Raw genomic sequence first — 14994 nt, forward strand, 5'->3', positions numbered from 1 at the left:
CTGTCCAGGTGTTGAACCTTTCCGTTCCCTTATCCGAACTACGAGATGTGACCAGGGGCGTGCGCGTACTTCTTGTGCTGTTTGTCGCGTTCGGCGCGCTGTTGACCCCCGCCGGTCCGGCCAGCGCCCACGCCGCGCTGGTCGGTGCCACGCCCGAGCCCGGCAGCATCATCGGCAGCTCGCCGACCGAGATCGTGGTGACCTTCAGCGAGCCGGTCACCCCGGTCGCCGGGCGCGTGCAGGTGCTCGACCCGGCCGGCAAGCGGATCTCCGGCACCCCGGCCGTCTCCGGCGCCACGCTGCGCATCCCGGTCCGGCGCGCCGGCCAGCCGCTCGGCACCTACCTGGTCAGCTACCGGGTGATCTCGGCCGACACCCACCCCGTCGGCGGCGCCATCACGTTCTCGGTCGGCGCGCCCTCGGCCGCCCCGGCCGCCACCGACGTCAAGACCCACCGTTCGGTCGCGGTCGCGACGCCGGTCACGCACTTCCTGTCGTACGCCGGGCTGGTCCTCGCCGTCGGCCCGGCCCTGTTCCTCGCCGTACTGTGGCCCCGCCGCCGCGCCCGAGGCGGTGCCGTGCGGGTCGCGTACACGGGAATGGGTTTGATCTTCGTCTCGACGCTGGCCGCGCTGTGGGCGCAGGCGCCGGCGAGCAGCGGCTCGGCCCTGTGGGACGTCTCCGGGACCGAGCTGGGCCAGGTGCTGGCCAGCCCCTACGGCCTCACCATGAGCGCCCGCCTCGCCCTGCTCGCGATCCTCGCCGCCCTGCTGCCGCCGGTGCTGCGCGGCGGATACTCGAAGGTCCGCGGGCTGACCGTGCTCGGCGTGGCCCTGGCCGGGCTGGTGACCTGGCCGCTGACCGGCCACGCGGCCGCCTCGCCGCTCTCCCCCGCGATCGTCGCCTCGGACGTGGTGCACATCGCGGCGATGTCGGTCTGGCTCGGCGGCCTGCTCACGCTCAGCGTCTTCCTGCTGCGCAAGACCGACCCGCGGGTGCTCGGCGTGCTGCTGCCGGTCTGGTCACGCTGGGCCGCCCTCGCCGTGGTGTGGCTGGTGGCCGGCGGGGTGGTGCAGGCGGTCGTGCAGGTGGGCTCGGTGCCGGCGCTGTGGCGCACCCACTACGGGCAGCTGCTGCTCGCCAAGGTCGCCGTGCTGGCGGTCACGCTGAGTGCGGCCTTCTTCGCCCGCCGACTGGTCAACCGGCGACCCTTCGCCGGCGCGGGCCGGCTGCGGCGTACGGTCGGCATCGAGGTCCTGGCGACCACCGTGATCCTCGGCCTGAGCGCGGTGCTGGTGCAGGTCAACCCCGGCCGCAGCGCCTCGGTCGACCAGGGCGCGGTCCGCGACGACGGGTTCTCCCAGACGCTGACCTGCCCGCTCTACACCCTGCAGTTCAACATTTATCCCGCGAAACTGGGCGACAACAACACGATCCACGCGTTCGTCTACACCCCCGCGGGCGCGCCCCTGCCGGCCGACCAGTGGACCGTGACCTCCCGGCTGCTCGGCCGCGACCTCGAGCCGGTCAGCCAGCCGCTGCTCCCGCTCCAGCCCCGGCACCACGCGGCCGGCGCGATCGCGTTCCCCTATCCCGGCAACTACGAGGTCAGCTTCACGATCCGCATCGGCGAACTGGACGAGGCCACCGTCAGGACCACGATCGCGATCGGGGCGGACACCACGTCGAGGTGACTTCCGGTCACCTTCTGGGCAGAGAGAAGGGCCAGCGGCCCACCCAGCCCCGCCCGCATCGGAGGTACCAGCCGTGCACGTCTCCGTGGTCGGCAGCCCCGACGCCGCCGTCGTCGTCACCGTCCGGGGCAATCTGGACATCGACAGCGCCTCGGTCCTGACCACCACCCTCGACCAGGTCCTGGACGTCCCGTCGCCACGGGTGGTGGTCGACCTCTCCGAGGTCGAATTCTGCGACTCGACCGGCTTGTCGGCCTTCATCCTGGGCCACAACCGCGCGCTCGCCGGCGGCGGCTGGCTACGGCTGGCCGGCCCCAACCGCTTCCTGGGCGAACTACTGACCACGGCCGGCCTGACCACCCGCCTCGGCGTGTACCCAACGGTCGCCGAGGCCCTGGCGGCGACCCCCAGCTGAGCGGAGCACCAACTCTCCAAGGTCGCCCCAGCGCCCCCACGGTCTCAACCCACGTCTACTCTCGCGACGTGCTCATCCTGCTCCCACCCTCCGAGGGCAAAACCCCCGCCCCCGCTGGCCCTCCGCTCGACCACGCGACCCTCTGGCTACCGAAACTAGCCCCGTCCAGGAAGCGGATCGCCACCAAGCTGGCCGCCTTGAGCAAGCGCACAAGCCCCCGCGCCATCCAGGAAACCCTGCGAATCCTCGGCCTGACCGACGGCCAGCGCGACGAACTGGCCCGCAACGCCGCCCTCCACGACGCCCCCACCGCCCCCGCCACCGACATCTACACCGGCGTCCTCTACGAGGCCCTCGACGCAAATTCGCTGAAAACCGACTCCCGCGCCTGGCTGGACCGAACCGCGGTCGTCTTCTCCGGCCTGTGGGGCGTGGTCCGCCCAACCGACCGCATCCCCGCGTACCGCTGCTCGGTCGGCACAACCCTGCCGCCACCGATCGGCGGCCTGACCGCGTACTGGAAAAGGGTCTTGAAACCGCACCTGGACCCGGCGGCCGCCGACACCCCGGTGCTCGATCTCCGCTCGGGCGCCTACGCGGCGATGTGGGCGCCCCCACCGGCAACCTCGGCAACCCTGCGCGTGCTGCACGAGCGGATGATCGACGGCATCGCCAAACGCTCGGTGGTGAGCCACTTCAACAAGGCGACCAAGGGCCGGATGCTCCGCGCCCTGGCCGAGGCGACGGCCACACCCACCTCGATCGACGAGGTGATCACCGCCCTGCGCGACCTCAAATACCAGATCGAGGAGCAGCCGGGCGGGGCCGGCCAGCCCCGCCACCTGGATGTGATCGTCCCCGAGCTATGAGGCGCCCAGGATGTCCACGACGAAGCGCAGATCACCCTGCTGTTCGCCGTAGGCGAGCGCGGCCGGAACGTCGATCTGCAGGCGGCTGCCGACACGCTGCCCCGGGATGGCCTGGTCGAAGCCCGGGATGACCTTGCCGACCCCGATCGGGGTCACGAACGGCGTCTTCCCCCAGGACGAATCGATGACCTGGCCCGTCGCGTACGAGACGACCTTGTAGTTGGCAGTTAGGCTCTGCCCCTTTTGCACCTTGGGCCCGGTGCCCTGGACGAGCGGGGTGACCACGAGCTTGGCGAGCGCCGTCTTCCCGCCGGCGGTGACCTTCGGCTCCTTCGCCAGGGCCGCCGGGGTCTTCACGGAGACCGGGGCCGGGGCCGACTCGGACGGCGCGGCCTCGGACGGCGCGGCCTCGGACGGCGCGGCCTCGCTCGGCGCCGCCGCCGATGGCGCCGCCGACGCCGGGGCAAAAGCCGCGGCCGACTTATCCGATTTATCAGGCTTTACGGTGATGAAGACGATGGCGAGAATGACGACGACGGCAACGCCGGCGATCGCGCCGCCCAGGGCTTGGCCGCGGCGCCGGGCGATGTCTCCCGGAGCGTTCTGAGTGCTCATTTGTCGTCGACTCTCCCATATCACTCGGGCTTCACTCGGGCTTCACTCGGGCGGAAACCTCCGACACGGTACCCGCCCCGGTACGCAGCGAAGCCGGACACCTCCCCCGAACCGACGAGGGCGGAGATCGACCGTCCGGTTCGTCACGGAAATAGCTCTACTCCGTCACTGCCTGAGATGAGATCGTTTACCCCGCTCACCAAGCGAGACACCACGAAAAATATTCACGGCCGGGCGGGGCCGTGCGAACGACCAGGGGAGGGTCGGTTTGCCGTCGACCGATAATGGTCGCCCACCCGCGCGCGGCCGGGGCCCGAACCGGCGCAGCACCGTACACATCGGACTCCGTCGCGCCACCGACTCCACGACCGCGGAGGAGTCGACCACCCGGCGCGGCTGGAACGAGATCGCCTCGTCGGCCGCGGTCATCCTGGCCGGCGTGATCGTCGTCGTGGGGTTCGGCTTCGTCGCCAGCCGGGCCATTCGCTCCCACGACGACAACCCGCTGCCCGAACCGCCGCCCACCGCCGCGCTCGGCGGCATCGACGTGCCCAGCGCCAGCCCCGGGCTGATCCCGCTGGGCAGTCCCACGCCGTCGCCCACGACCACGCCGCCCCCGGCGGACTCGCCCTCGCCGTCGGCGCTCCCGACCACCCGGACGACGACCCGGCCGCCGGACAACGGTGCGATCGCGATCGCCACCGGCGGGGTGCCGGGAACCGTGGACCTGTCCGCCGAGGGCACCCGGGACTGGGTGCACTGGGGCGAGCAGAGCACCTTCTCGCTGGAGCGGGACAAGAACGGCGGGTTCGCGATCCTGGAGGGCACGCCCAGCGCGCCGCGGTTCCGGCACGCGCTGAGCCCGACCATGTTCCAGTGGAGCGGCGGCGACCCGGTCGACCACAGCGACGGCACGACCACCGGCATCCGGACCTGCGGGGCCGGCAACGGTTTCACCATCTCGGCGCCGGCCGCGACGTCCAACCGGACGCTGCGGTTGTACGTCGCCGTGCTCGCGGCGAAGGGCACGCTGTCGGCGCGCCTGTCGGCGGGCTCGGCCACCGCCTCCGCCACACTCGAGCGGCAGGACGGGAACTTCACGCCGGCAGTGTTTACGCTCACCTACCGGGCACCGAAGGCCGCGAAGATCAACCTGAACTGGACGACGACGCGGGCCTTCGGGACCGGCTGCGGCGGAGTGGCACTGGAAGCAGCCACTCTGCGCTGACACATGTAAATGAAACGATAAAGGGGTAGCGGTGTTCGCGGGCTGGGGATCGTGGGTCGCCCGCTTCCGGTGGCCGGTGCTGATCGTCGCGCTCGTCGCGGTGATCGGCGCCGGCGGCTGGGGGCTGGGCGTGTTCGGGCAGCTGACCGAGGGCGGGTACAACGACCCGAACAGCGAGTCCACCCACGCCACGCAGGTGGCCACCGACACGTTCGGTGCCCAGGGCGGCGACCTGGTCGTCATCTACACCCCGGCCAACGGCAAGATCGACGACGCCGGGCTGGCCAAGCGGGTCAAGGACTCGCTCGGCAAGCTGCCCAGATCGGCGGTGACCGGCACCGCCTCGTACTGGTCGGCGAAGTCCCCGCAGTACGCCGCCAAGAAGAAGTCGAGCGCGGTCGCGGTGCTCACCCTCGCCGGGAAGGACGACGCGGCCAAGCTCGAGTCGTACCGGGCGATCGACGACAAGCTGGCCGTCGACGGCGCGAAGGTGCAGCTCGCCGGCTCCGTGGCGCTCGCCGACGCCTCGTCCGCCCGGTCCACCAAGGATCTCGGCCGGGCCGAGGCGATCAGCCTGCCGATCACCCTGATCCTGCTCGTGCTGATCTTCGGCTCGCTGGTCGCGGCGTCGCTGCCGGTGCTGGTCGGCGGCGCCGCGGTGCTCGGCTCGCTGGGCATCCTGCACGCCGTCTCGACCGGCGCCGACGTCAACTCCTTCGCGGTCAACGTCGCGAGCCTGCTCGGCCTGGGCATGGCGATCGACTACGGCCTGTTCCTGGTCGGCCGCTTCCGCGAGGAGCTGGCGGATGGAAGATCAACTTCAGAGGCGGTTTCCCGTACGGTCGGGACCGCCGGGCGTACCGTGGTCTTCTCCGCCACCCTGCTGATGATCGCCCTGGCCGGCCTGTTGTTGTTCCCGCAGGGCTTTCTCAAGTCGCTGGCGTACGGTGGCCTGGCCGCCGTGTTCCTGGCCGCGCTCCTCTCGCTCACCCTGCTGCCCGCCCTGCTCGCGGTGCTCGGCCCGCGCGTCGACAAGCTCCCGGTCCGGCTCCGGCGCCGCGCCGTCACCAGCACCGGCTCCGGCTCCAGCACCAGCACCAGCACCAGCACCAGCACCGGCTCTGGCTCCGGCACCGGCAAGGCGACCGGCTGGGTCAGGCTGGCCGGCGTGGTGCTGCGCCACCCGGTCGTCGTGGCGGCGCCGATCCTGCTGATCCTGCTGCTGTTCGCGGCCCCGATCCGCGGCGTGCACTTCGGCGAGAACGACGAGCGCAACCTGCCGGCCGGCGACCCGTCCCGGCAGGCGGTCGAGACACTGAAGGCCGACTACCCGCAGTTCACCGGCGACAGCGTGCAGGTCGTGCTGCGCGGGACCGGCGACGCGGCCCCGTTCGCCGTCCGGTTGCGGCAGGTGCCGGGCATCGCGGAGATCGGCTCGGCGCGCCGGAACAAGGGCGTCACGCTGTTCACCGCGACGCTCGAGACCAAGGACGCGTACAGCGCCGAGGCCCGCGACGTGGTCGACGCGATCCGCGCGCTGCCCGTCCCCGCCGGAACGGAACTGCTGGTCGGCGGCACCACCGCGCGCAACGTCGACAGCCTCCAGGCCACCGCCGGCAAGCTGCCGTGGATGGTCGCCATGCTGGTCGGGGCGACCCTGCTGCTGATGTTCCTGGCCTTCGGCTCGATCCTGCTGCCGATCAAGGCGGTGCTGATGAGCGCGCTCAGCCTCAGCGCCACCTTCGGCCTGCTCATCTGGATCTTCCAGCAGGGCCACGGCGCGAGCCTGCTCGACGTCACCCCCGCACCCCTCGAGGTCGGCATCGTCGTCCTGATGGCGGCGGTGGTCTTCGGCCTCTCCACCGACTACGAGGTCTTCCTGCTCTCCCGGATGGTCGAGGCCCGCACCCGCGGCGCGTCCACCAACGAGGCGGTCACCACCGGCCTCGCCCGCACCGGCCGGGTGATCAGCGCGGCGGCCCTGCTGCTGATCGTGGTGACCGGGGCGTTCGCGCTCTCCGCGGTGACCACCATGCGCTTCGTCGGCGTCGGCATGATCATCGCGCTGCTGCTGGACGCCACGGTCGTCCGGATGCTCCTGGTCCCGGCCGTCCTCCGCCTGCTCGGCGACGCGGCCTGGTGGGCGCCGGGGCCGCTGCGGCGGCTGCAGGAGAAGGCGGGGCTTTCCGAGTACGAGGTTCCGGAGGAGCCGCCGGTCGGGCGGCATTCGGCGCCCGACGACACCGAGGTCATCCGGTACGCCCCGTATGGCCTGCCCGCGGGTTCGTACGGCGATCGGCACGCGCTGCCGGCCGGCGCCGAGACGCCCGAGTCGGCGGCCGGGACGCCTGTGTCGGCGGGCGGGACGGCCGCACTGGCGGGCGAGCCGGCCGGGCTTGCCGGCGCCGCCGGACTTGCCGGGGCCGCCGGACTTGCCGGGGCCGCCGGACTTGCCGGGGCCGCCGGACTTGCCGGGGCCGCCGGACTTGCCGGGCTGGAGGAGGTCGAGGCCGAGACGGTCGACGACTCGCCCGCGCCCAGCTCGTCGGCCGACGACGACTCGATCGTCGACGCCCTGATCCTGGACGACGACCCGGACATGCCGGCCTTCACGCAGGCGGCGTCGGCCCACCCGTGGGAGCTCCCGGCCGGGTCGGCGACGGCAGCGCGGCCGTTCGAGTCGAACCCGCCGCGAGCCGACTGGACGGTCGCCGACGAGGACGGGTTCTTCTTCGCCCCGCCGACCGAGCCGAGCCCCTTCGACACGGCCTGGATCCCGGTCCCGAGCGAGGTGGCGGCCGAGATCGCGGCCACGTATGCCGACCCGGACACCCCGGCCGCCGAGAACATCGATGCGCCCGCCGTGCCCCTCCCCGACTCGTTCGACGAACCATTCGCCTACGTGGCGGACGACTCGCCGGCCGGTTCGTTCGCCGGTTCTGAGCCCGGCGACATGGCGCCGCCCACGGCGTTCGCCGAGCCGGCGGAGTCGCTCGAAGCCGTCGCCGACGACGCCTTCGCCGAGCCGGCGGAGTCGCTCGAAGCCGTGCCGGCGGAGTCGCTCGAAGCCGAGGCCGAGCTCACCGACGAGCCGCTCCTCGACGAGGCCGAGGACATCGAGCCGCCGACCACCGTGGACCGGTGGGACACGGCCGAGCGGCGACCCACCTCGCTGGCCGACCAGATGCCCGGCCTGCACTCCCCTGACATCGACGGCCCGGATGGGCAGACATCGACGCGACGCCCCGCTACGCTCGGCGATCAACCGCTCCCCCGGCGCCCCATCCCCTCCTTCCCGGAGCCGCAGCCGATGACCGAGCCAGAGCCGCAGCCGCTGGCCGCTGCCGCACCGGCCGCCTCCGCGCCGGCCGGCCCGGCCACGCCCACCCCCGAGCCGGCGCCGGACTGGTTCCCGGCACCCGCACCGTCGTCGGGCCCGTTCGCACCGCCCGCATCGGAGCAGGCGCCGCACGTGCCGCACGTGCCGGTGCACGACATGCCGACTCCGCCGACGCCCGCGTGGACTCCGGAAGCGCCGGGGACGACTACGCCGAGTCCCTACGCGGTCCCCGAGGTGCCCGCGGCCTACGTGGTGCACGAGCCGCCGCCACTCCGCGCGATCCCGGACGTCGTCGCTCCCCGCACGATGCCCACGCCCCCGGCGCCCGCGGCTACCCCCACGCCGCCCACGGCGACCCCGACCCCGACACCGCCCGCGGCCGCTCCCACGCCGCCCATGGCGACCCCGACGCCATTCGAGCCGATACCGGCAGCGGCCGCGCCGGGCCCGTACTCGGTGCCGCCCCGGCCCACCCCTCCGCCCCCGGCGCCGTACCCGGATCCCGTTCCCCCAGTGGCGAGCGCCAACCCGATGCCCGCCCTCACCCGGCGGCCCGCGGACCTGGCCGATCACCTCCGGGAGTCCCGCCCCGCCGACCTCAGCGACTACACGGCGGGCCGGATCCCGCGGATGCGGCGCCCGTCCGAGGACAAGCCCAAGGCCACCCGCCGGCCGGCCACCCTCGCCGATCACCTCTCCAACCGCAAGGCCGCCGACGAGTCGGCGCACGACCGCCGGGACCACGCCGCCCAGGACTGAACGCCTACCGGAAGACCAGCCCGCCGCCGACCTCGATCACCTGGCCGGTGAGGGCGCCCGCGCCGTCGGAGACCAGCAGGCGGGCCGTCGCGACCAGGTCCTCGGGGACCAGCGACCGCGGGATCGCCTGCGTCGCGACCAGCGGCGCGTGGGTCTCGGCGTCCCGCCCGTTGGCCAGCTCCGCCTCGCCCTCGGTGCGGATCGCGCCCGGCGACAGCGCGTTCACCGTGATGCCCGCCGGCCCCAGCGAACGGGCCAGCGAGCGCGTGAGCCCGATCAGCGCCGCCTTGCTGGCGACGTACGACGGTCCGGACGGCCCGCCCATCCGCACCGTCGGCGAGACGACGTTGACGATGCGACCCCAGCCCCGCTCCGCCATGCCGGCGCTCAGCGACTGGGCCAGCAGCATCGGCGCGGTGACGTTGACCGCGAACGTGGATTGCCACTCGTCCAGCGGCAGGGCGTCGAAGCCGACGTTGGAGGCCCTCGCCGCGTTGTTGATGAGGACGTCGACCGCCCCGGCCGCCGCCGCCAGGGCACGGACCGCCGCCGGGTCGGCGAGGTCCGCGTCCAGGAGTTCGGCCTTGGCCCCGAGGTCGCGGCACAGCCCGGCGACCTTCTCGGCCTCCGCGGCGGCCGCCAGGTGGTGCAGCAGCAGAATGTTGCCCGGCCGGGCCAGCCCGACCGCGAGAGCTGCGCCGATGCCCCGCCGGGCGCCGGTGATCAAGATGCGCTGACCCATGCCGTTCACGATAGGACGACACGGGGATACAGGCGGCAGTTGGTGTGCAGGTACCGCGCCCGGCCGTCCCGGAAGTCGAAGATCGCCAAGGTCCGGGTGTCCTCGCGCGGATCGTTCGAGGGCATCAGGAAATGCGTGTCGCTGACCGGCACCAGGTCGTACGTGATTCGCTCCGGCTTCCCGACGAAGTGCGCGTGCATCGGGTCGAGCGTCTCGGTGAGGCGCAGCCGCTCCCCCTCGGCGGTCACCTCGAAGGCCGTCCCGGGGCGACCGTAGACCCCCACGTACGACAAAGGGTCTCTTTTCAGCTCGGTGACGGGCGACGGCAGCTCCGGGATGGTGCCGGCGCCGAGGATCTCGTTGAAGACCCGCTTGTAGAAGCCCTCCCGCGGGCCGCCGTTGGTCAGCATCGCGATGGTGCGGCCGGCGTCCGGCAGGATGCGCAGGCGGGCGTTCTGGCCGATCGTGCTGCCGTCGCTGGCGAAGACCGTACGGCCGTGCCAGTCGCAGACGATGAGCCCGAGGGCCCACTCCGGACCGAACAGGTACGGGTCCGGCACCGGCACCCGCGAGGTGGTCATCTCCGAGCCGATCGGGAGCACGCTCGCCATCGTCAGCACCTCGCCGATCGTCGAGCTGACGTTGCCGCCGGGCCCGTACGACCGGGGCAGGTACGGGATCGGGCTCTCCAGCCGCCCGATGTGCCCGGTCGCCGCCCGCGCCGGATCGACCCGCGCCGGCCACGAGGACGTGCCGGTCAGGCCCAGCGGCCGGAACAGCCGGTCGGCCATCACCGCGTCCCACGGCTTGCCGTCGAGCACCTCCATGACGCGGGCCAGGATCGCGTAGCCGAGGGCGGCGCTGTATCCGTGCGTGAAGCCCAGCGGCGACACCTGCCGGGCGTCCGCGATGGCGCCGACCATCCGGGCGTACACGTCCTCGCCCTCGCCCGGATCGCCGAAGTCCTCCTCGATGCCGCTGGTGTGGTTGAGCAGGTGCCGCGGCGTGACGCGGGCGGTCACCCCGGGGTCGGCCACCCGGAAGCCGGGCAGGTAACTGCGCACCGGTTCGTCGAGATCGGCCCTCCCCTCGGCGACGAACTGCAGGAAGACGTACGCCGTCCAGGTCTTGGTCATCGAGCCGCACTGGTAGATCGTGTCGGTGGTCGCCGGCTCCCCGGTCCGCAGGTTCTTCACGCCGACCGCCACCGAGGTGATCTCGCCGCCGCTCAGCACGCCGATCGCGGCGCTCGGAATCCCGAACTCGGCCAGCAACTCCCCGACCATCGCCTCGTCGATCGCCGGCGGTGACGGCTTCATCGCGGCAGCCCGACCGCGTTCTTCGCGTCCGCCTCGAAATACTCGGTCGCGGCGAACGAGCCGCCCCACTCCTCGACGAAAGCGCGCACCTCGTCGATCGAGTCGTGGACGATCACATTCACCGCGCGCGTGCCGTCCGCGCTCGCCACCGCGACGGTCCAGCGGGCGCCGGCGGGGAGGCGACCGTACGCCTTCTTCATCGCGTTCCAGAAGTTCCGCGCATCGGACACCGTGGACAGAGCCATCACATGCATGCCCGGAAACTATGTTGCGTTTCCGACAGCGTCAACGCCAAAGCGCCATTCCAGCTGCCATCGTTGCAATGGCATGTGGTCTAATGCAAACCATGCCCGGCGCCCGGCTGACCTATCAGGACCGCGAACAGATCTCGTTGTGGCTCGCGGCCGGCCTGGGCTACGCCGAGATCGCCCGCCGACTCGGCCGGCCCACCTCCACGATCAGCCGCGAGGTCGCGCGCAACCACGATTCGGGTGCCTATCGGGCCGTCCAGGCCCAGCAGGCGGCCACCCGGCGTGCCCCGCGCCGCCGCCCCGCCCCCGTGGCCTCGCCTCCGGCCGGCTTCGCCGAGGAGTTCGCCACCCTGCTGGCCGGGACCGGGCTGCCCAGGATGTGCGCCCGCGTCTTCGCCGCCCTGCTCGTCTCCGATCGGGGCAGCCTGACCGCGAGCGAGCTCACCCAGCAGCTCTCGGTGAGCCCGGCCTCGATCTCCAAGGCCGTCGGCTACCTGGAGGAGATGAACCTTCTGTCCCGTACGCCGAACCCCGGCACCCGCCGCGAGCGCTACGTGGTCGGCGACGACGTATGGCAACGCGCCTGGCAGACCGACACCGGCGCACACGCCTCAGTCGCCGACGCGGCCCGCCGCGGCGCGGAGCTTTTCGGCCCGGCCAGCCCCGCCGGCATCCGGCTGCACAAAATGGCCCAGTTCTTCGGCTGGCTCGCCGCCCAGATGACCAGAACCGGCACCCCACCTCCGCCGACGGCAGCCACCAGCGAGGCCGACGGTGACCCGCGGACCGTGCTCGCTGCCCTGGTCCACGCCGCCCGGCCGCTCTCCGCCGACGAGCTGGCGACGGCCCTCGGCTGGCCCCGCGAACGGGTCGCCGCCTGCCTCGATCCGACCCGCCTCACGTCGGCCCAGCGCGCCGCCCTACGACGCGAGTGAAGAGGCCGGCTGTCTCGACCGTAGGTGTGCCCCGCTCGGCGATGGCCGCGCATCCGGTCGGCCTCGCCTCGGGAGCCGGGCAGGGCCCGCGCAGAGTCCGCCTACTCGCCGGCCAGCCGCCGCTGGAACGATCTCGCTCACGACACACACCCCTCTTCCGGATACCTTCGTGACGAAGCAGCCTGATCGGAAAGGGACAACCATGGATCAGTTCGCGGTGGTGGCCGGCGCCGGCTCGTTCTCGTCGGCGGACGGCAGCGCGGTCCGGTTCCCGCACAAGTGGACCCCCGGCGGCGTCACCGTCGAGGCCGACTTCACCGGCGCCCACTTGCTGCATCTGGCCGCCGCCGGCTGCGTGCTGAACGACCTGTACCGCGAGGCCCAGTCCCTGGGCATCGAGCTGGCCGGCGTCCGGGTGACCGCGACCGGCGGCTTCGACACCGACACCTGGTCGTCGACCGGCATCACGTACCGCGTCGAGTTGGACTCGGCCGCCCCGGCCGGCGACCTGCGCGCCCTGCTCGACCGCGTCGACGCCGTGGCCGAGATCCCGCGCGCGATCCGGGCCGGGGCGCCGGTCCGGCGGGCCTGAACCGGTGGCGGTCAGCTGTGGCACAGCAGGCGGACGATGAGGTAGTCGTCGCCGATGGTGTCGAGGTACGCGTCGGCCTGCCGGACGTAGGCATCCGTGGCGGCCTCGCCGTCGCGAGGCGCCGCGAACGGGCCGAGCTGTTCCGGGTCGATCCACTGGCCGGCGGCCGTCAGCAGGGCGTAGGCGGTGATCGCCCACGCCGCCGCGCGGTCGAAGTCCGGTTGCGGGTCGCGGGTGAGTTCGGTGATCGGGTCGGAGTCCGGATGGAGCATCCGGACCCCGAGGCTGGGGTAGCGTTCCCAGGCCGAGCTGTGGCTGAGCGCCCGGACGAGAGGCTGGGCGTGGTGGTCGGCGACGGCTCGCTCGCGCGGATAGCCCACCGGGTCGGCCTCGTGGCGGGCCAGGAAGGCGGTCAACGGCCGCGCCCCGGGATGGTCGGCGACCAGCCTCCGGAAGTCGTGCTGCTGGGCCCGCCATTCGCCGCGGGCCCGCTCGACGGCGTGCCGGCGGGTCGCGGGGAAGTCGAGCAGGCCCCGCGGCCCGCCGTCGCAGCGCAGCGGCTCGGCCTCGTCGTCCCCGTAAACAAGTCGCGGGTCGCCGTCGTGCTCGGGCCGGACCGCGAACCGCGAACCCGGGCCGCCGTCGATGCACCACCAGTCCCACTCGCCGGCCGGGTTCCCGTCGCTGGTGAGGTTGTGGTCGAACGGCGCCATCGCGGCGGCCAGGGCGGCGTCGACGTCACCCGCGGCCGGCGGCGCCAAGCAGACGTTGACGTGGAACTTCGTCACGGCCGCCGACCCTGACGGAACCCGCTGGCGAGCGCACCCGAGTTCACAGCCCCAGCTCGTTGAAGAGGTACAGCCAGATCTCGCTGCGGGTGGGGAACGACGGAATGGCGTGCCGCAAGCGGCGCAGCGGCACCTCGCCCACCACGGCGATGGTCGCCGCCTGCAGGAAGTCGGCCACCTCCGAGCCGGTGAAGGTGGCGCCGACCAGGACGCCGCGGTCGTCGTCCAGCACGAACCGGCAGGTGCCGCGGCCGCCGCCGGTGAAGGCGCCGCCCGCGTTCGCCTCGGTGCCGATGTCCACCACCCGTACGGTGATCCCGGCCGCCTCGGCCGCCGCGGCGGTGTAGCCGACGCCGGCCACCTGCGGCTCGGTGAAGATCACGTGCGGCGAGCGGGGGCCGTCCGCGAGGTGCTCGACGACCATGTCCCGGCCCTGGATGTGCTCGGCCGCGATCGCCGCCTGGTACTTGGCCATGTGCGTGTAGAGCGCCCTGCCGTTCAGGTCGCCGACCACGTAGAGCCAGTCCTTGCCGGGCACCCGCATGTGCTCGTCGACCTCGATGTACCCGTCGGCGTCCAGGCCCAGGTCGCGCGACTGCGGGACCCGCCCGGCCGCGACCAGCAGCTGGTCGGCGGTGGCGGTGCTGCCGTCGGCGAGGGTCACCGTGATCCGGTCGCCGTCGCGCCGCACCGAGGTGGCCCACTGCCCGGTGCGGATGTCCACGCCCTGCTCCCGCAGCGCCTCGGTGACCTGCACGCAGGCGAATTCCTCCTCCCGGTGCAGCAGCCGGTGCTCGCCCTCGACCAGGGTGACCCGGGACCCGAGCGAGGCGTATGCCTGGGTCATCTCGGCCCCCACGACGCCGCCGCCGATCACGATGAGCGACTCCGGGATCTCCTCCGCGGTGGTCGCCTCGCGGTTGGTCCACGGCTTGGCGTCCCGCAGCCCCTCGATGTCCGGGATCCGGGCGACCGTGCCGCCCGCGAGAATCACCGCCGTGCGCGCCTCGAGGACCTCGTCGCCCACCGCGACCTGCCGCTCCCCCGCGATCCGGCCCCAGCCGCGCACCAGGTGGACGCCGCGCTCCTCGAGCCAGGGCAGCTGCCCGGCGTCGTCGAGGTGCCCGATGTTCTCGTCCCGCCGGGCGAGCACCGCGGCCACGTCGAGCGGCCCGGTCACCGCCTCGCGCATGCCAGGCACCCGGCGGGCCTCGGCGAGCAGCTCACCCGGGCGCAGCAGCGACTTCGACGGTATGCACGCGTAGTAGGAGCACTCGCCGCCGACCTTGTCGGCCTCGACGATCGCCACGGACAGGCCCGCCGAGGCCAGCCGGCCCGCCGCGACCTCGCCCCCGGGGCCGGCCCCGACGACCACCACATCAAAAGTCTGCATACCTGCATGATCCTGGGCCGGCGGCCCGCCGCGCCGCCCGGGGCCGAATTTGCC

Annotated in this window: 13 protein-coding genes; 7 read left to right on the forward strand and 6 right to left on the reverse strand. The window is 72.9% G+C overall.

Features of this window, described 5'->3' with window-relative positions:
• Nucleotides 1-59 precede the first annotated feature (59 nt).
• The 3 genes from IH26_RS0109350 (at nucleotide 60) to IH26_RS0109360 (ending at nucleotide 2978) form a co-directional block, all read left to right on the forward strand.
• Entirely contained in the window at nucleotides 60-1694 is a 1635-nt protein-coding gene (locus IH26_RS0109350) for a copper resistance CopC/CopD family protein (protein WP_030435734.1), read from the forward strand.
• A 73-nt stretch (nucleotides 1695-1767) separates the two neighbouring features.
• On the forward strand, nucleotides 1768-2109 hold the full coding sequence (locus IH26_RS0109355) for an STAS domain-containing protein (protein WP_051807831.1): 342 nt from the start codon (nucleotides 1768-1770) through the stop codon (nucleotides 2107-2109).
• 68 nt (nucleotides 2110-2177) lie between these two features.
• Complete coding sequence (locus IH26_RS0109360) at nucleotides 2178-2978, forward strand: YaaA family protein (RefSeq protein WP_030435736.1); 801 nt, start codon at nucleotides 2178-2180, stop codon at nucleotides 2976-2978.
• Here the strand turns inward: IH26_RS0109360 and IH26_RS0109365 are convergent.
• The gene (locus IH26_RS0109365; RefSeq protein ID WP_034214335.1) at nucleotides 2973-3593 is read right to left on the reverse strand and encodes an FKBP-type peptidyl-prolyl cis-trans isomerase; all 621 of its coding nucleotides are present in this window, start codon (nucleotides 3591-3593) and stop codon (nucleotides 2973-2975) included. The two genes, IH26_RS0109360 and IH26_RS0109365, sit on opposite strands and share 6 nt — an antisense overlap.
• Nucleotides 3594-3861: 268 nt before the next feature.
• Here IH26_RS0109365 and IH26_RS0109370 point away from each other — a divergent pair, with 268 nt between their 5' ends.
• Both IH26_RS0109370 and IH26_RS63860 read left to right on the forward strand, forming a co-directional pair.
• The gene (locus IH26_RS0109370) at nucleotides 3862-4821 is read left to right on the forward strand and encodes a hypothetical protein (protein WP_245665059.1); all 960 of its coding nucleotides are present in this window, start codon (nucleotides 3862-3864) and stop codon (nucleotides 4819-4821) included.
• A 31-nt stretch (nucleotides 4822-4852) separates the two neighbouring features.
• Entirely contained in the window at nucleotides 4853-8920 is a 4068-nt protein-coding gene (locus IH26_RS63860) for an MMPL family transporter (RefSeq protein WP_063763668.1), read from the forward strand.
• Nucleotides 8921-8924: 4 nt separating this feature from the next.
• Here the strand turns inward: IH26_RS63860 and IH26_RS0109380 are convergent, their stop codons facing one another.
• The 3 genes from IH26_RS0109380 to IH26_RS0109390 are packed head-to-tail and all read right to left on the reverse strand — an operon-like array spanning nucleotide 8925 to nucleotide 11235.
• On the reverse strand, nucleotides 8925-9662 hold the full coding sequence (locus IH26_RS0109380) for an SDR family NAD(P)-dependent oxidoreductase (protein WP_030435740.1): 738 nt from the start codon (nucleotides 9660-9662) through the stop codon (nucleotides 8925-8927).
• A 5-nt stretch (nucleotides 9663-9667) separates the two neighbouring features.
• Nucleotides 9668-10981 carry a serine hydrolase domain-containing protein gene (locus IH26_RS0109385; protein WP_084598753.1) on the reverse strand — a complete coding sequence of 438 codons (1314 nt, stop codon included), beginning with the start codon at nucleotides 10979-10981 and terminating at the stop codon, nucleotides 9668-9670.
• Nucleotides 10978-11235, reverse strand: a complete 258-nt coding sequence (locus tag IH26_RS0109390; protein WP_030435742.1) for a hypothetical protein — start codon at nucleotides 11233-11235, stop codon at nucleotides 10978-10980. Before IH26_RS0109390 ends, IH26_RS0109385 begins: the two co-directional genes overlap by 4 nt.
• 92 nt (nucleotides 11236-11327) lie before the next feature.
• On the opposite strand from IH26_RS0109390, the gene IH26_RS0109395 reads away from it, so the two are divergent.
• Nucleotides 11328-12167, forward strand: a complete 840-nt coding sequence (locus IH26_RS0109395; protein ID WP_051807850.1) for a GbsR/MarR family transcriptional regulator — start codon at nucleotides 11328-11330, stop codon at nucleotides 12165-12167.
• 202 nt (nucleotides 12168-12369) lie between these two features.
• Complete coding sequence (locus tag IH26_RS0109400; RefSeq protein ID WP_030435744.1) at nucleotides 12370-12759, forward strand: OsmC family protein; 390 nt, start codon at nucleotides 12370-12372, stop codon at nucleotides 12757-12759.
• Between the two features lie 11 nt (nucleotides 12760-12770).
• On the opposite strand, the gene IH26_RS55705 is transcribed toward IH26_RS0109400, so the two are convergent.
• Together IH26_RS55705 and IH26_RS0109410 are read right to left on the reverse strand one after the other, a co-directional pair.
• Nucleotides 12771-13547, reverse strand: coding sequence for a hypothetical protein (locus tag IH26_RS55705; protein ID WP_030435745.1), 777 nt, complete (start codon nucleotides 13545-13547; stop codon nucleotides 12771-12773).
• A 43-nt stretch (nucleotides 13548-13590) separates the two neighbouring features.
• Nucleotides 13591-14940, reverse strand: coding sequence for a dihydrolipoyl dehydrogenase family protein (locus IH26_RS0109410; RefSeq protein WP_030435746.1), 1350 nt, complete (start codon nucleotides 14938-14940; stop codon nucleotides 13591-13593).
• Between the last annotated feature and the right edge of the window lie 54 nt (nucleotides 14941-14994).

Origin of the sequence: Actinoplanes subtropicus, assembly GCF_000721705.1 — a bacterium.
In the GTDB taxonomy this organism is placed as follows: domain Bacteria; phylum Actinomycetota; class Actinomycetes; order Mycobacteriales; family Micromonosporaceae; genus Actinoplanes; species Actinoplanes subtropicus.

Excerpts from the sequence above, each read along its gene's own strand:
- IH26_RS0109380 (WP_030435740.1), bottom strand. The coding sequence starts at position 9,662 with ATGGGTCAGCGCATCTTGATCACCGGCGCCCGGCGGGGCATCGGCGCA.
- IH26_RS0109395 (WP_051807850.1), top strand. The coding sequence starts at position 11,328 with ATGCCCGGCGCCCGGCTGACCTATCAGGACCGCGAACAGATCTCGTTG.
- IH26_RS0109410 (WP_030435746.1), bottom strand. The coding sequence starts at position 14,940 with ATGCAGACTTTTGATGTGGTGGTCGTCGGGGCCGGCCCCGGGGGCGAG.
- IH26_RS0109385 (WP_084598753.1), bottom strand. The coding sequence starts at position 10,981 with ATGAAGCCGTCACCGCCGGCGATCGACGAGGCGATGGTCGGGGAGTTG.
- IH26_RS0109390 (WP_030435742.1), bottom strand. The coding sequence starts at position 11,235 with ATGCATGTGATGGCTCTGTCCACGGTGTCCGATGCGCGGAACTTCTGG.
- IH26_RS0109400 (WP_030435744.1), top strand. The coding sequence starts at position 12,370 with ATGGATCAGTTCGCGGTGGTGGCCGGCGCCGGCTCGTTCTCGTCGGCG.
- IH26_RS0109365 (WP_034214335.1), bottom strand. The coding sequence starts at position 3,593 with ATGAGCACTCAGAACGCTCCGGGAGACATCGCCCGGCGCCGCGGCCAA.